Below are 1957 nucleotides of genomic sequence, written 5' to 3'. Positions count from 1 at the left end.
TGAAGATGAGACCATCACCTTAAGCTTCGAGGTCACGGTCACCGATAACGACGGCGGGTCTGACACCAAGACGGTTAGCCTCACCATTACCGGTACCAACGACCTGCCGGTACTCACCGTGGATGCCACAGGCGGCGTGACGGAAGATGCCAGCAACCCTAACCTGACCGACAGCGGCGCACTCAGCTTCACCGATGTGGATGTCAACAACACCCACAGCGTCACCGAGGTCTACAACAATGACATCGGCTGGAGCGGTGGTGACCTGACCAGCGTACTCAGCGCAGGCCAGATCCAGAGCCTCATCGACGGCTTCAGCGTCGACAGCGACAGCTGGGATTACAGCATCCTCAACTCTCTGGTGCAGTTCCTTGCTGAAGATGAGACCATCACCTTAAGCTTCGAGGTCACGGTCACCGACAACGATGGCGGCTCTGACACCAAGACGGTCAGCCTCACCATTACCGGTACCAATGACCTGCCGGTGCTCACCGTGGATGCAACCGGCGGTGTGACGGAAGATGCCAGCAACCCTAATCTGACCGACAGCGGCGCCCTCAGCTTCACCGATGTGGATGTCAACAACACCCACAGCGTCACCGAGGTCTACAACAATGACATCGGCTGGAGCGGCGGTGACCTGACCAGCGTGCTCAGCGCCGGTCAAATCCAGAGCCTCATCGACGGCTTCAGCGTCGACAGCGACAGCTGGGATTACAGTATCCTGAACAGTGATGTGCAGTTCCTCGCCCTGGGTGAAACCATCACCTTAAGCTTCGAGGTCACGGTCACCGACAACGATGGCGGCGCCGACACTAAGACCGTCAGCCTCACCATTACCGGCACTAACGACCTGCCGGTGCTCACCGTGGATGCCAGCGGCGGCGTGGTGGAAGATGCCAGCAATCCTAACCTCACCGACAGCGGCGCGCTCAGCTTCACCGATGTGGATGTCAACAACACCCACAGCGTCACCGAGGTCTACAACAATGACATCGGCTGGAGCGGTGGTGACCTGACCAGCGTACTCAGCGCAGGCCAGATCCAGAGCCTCATCGACGGCTTCAGCGTCGACAGCGACAGCTGGGATTACAGCATCCTCAACTCTCTGGTGCAGTTCCTTGCTGAAGATGAGACCATCACCTTAAGCTTCGAGGTCACGGTCACCGACAACGATGGCGGGTCTGACACCAAGACGGTTAGCCTCACCATTACCGGCACTAACGACCTGCCGGTGCTCACCGTGGATGCAACCGGCGGCGTGACGGAAGATGCCAGCAACCCTAACCTGACCGACAGCGGCGCCCTCAGCTTCACCGACGTGGATGTCAACAACACCCACAGCGTCACCGAGGTCTACAACAATGACATCAGCTGGAGCGGTGGTGACCTCACCAACGTACTCAGCGCCAGCCAAATCCAGAGCCTCATCGATGGCTTCAGCGTCGACAGTGACAGCTGGGATTACAGCATCCTCAACTCTCTGGTGCAGTTCCTTGCTGAAGATGAGACCATCACCTTAAGCTTCGAGGTCACGGTCACCGATAACGACGGCGGGTCTGACACCAAGACGGTTAGCCTCACCATTACCGGCACTAACGACCTGCCGGTGCTCACCGTGGATGCAACCGGCGGCGTGACGGAAGATGCCAGCAACCCTAACCTGACCGACAGCGGCGCCCTCAGCTTCACCGACGTGGATGTCAACAACACCCACAGCGTCACCGAGGTCTACAACAATGACATCAGCTGGAGCGGCGGCGATCTGACCAGCGTACTCAGCGCCAGCCAAATCCAGAGCCTCATCGACGGCTTCAGCGTCGACAGTGACAGCTGGGATTACAGCATCCTCAACTCTCTGGTGCAGTTCCTTGCTGAAGATGAGACCATCACCTTAAGCTTCGAGGTCACGGTCACCGATAACGACGGCGGGTCTGACACCAAGACGGTTAGCCTC

At 58.5% G+C, this 1957-nt stretch carries 1 protein-coding gene; it reads left to right on the top strand.

The window, feature by feature from the left end; translation table 11 throughout:
• Positions 1–1957 (top strand): VCBS domain-containing protein (locus L2731_RS19455; RefSeq protein WP_249254887.1); only part of this gene is annotated, 1957 nt, incomplete at both ends.

It is taken from the genome of Shewanella aquimarina, from assembly GCF_023349185.1.
GTDB lineage: Bacteria > Pseudomonadota > Gammaproteobacteria > Enterobacterales > Shewanellaceae > Shewanella > Shewanella aquimarina.
The sequence above is the reverse complement of the archived record's forward strand: the minus strand, read 5'-3'. Positions and strand labels throughout refer to the sequence as shown.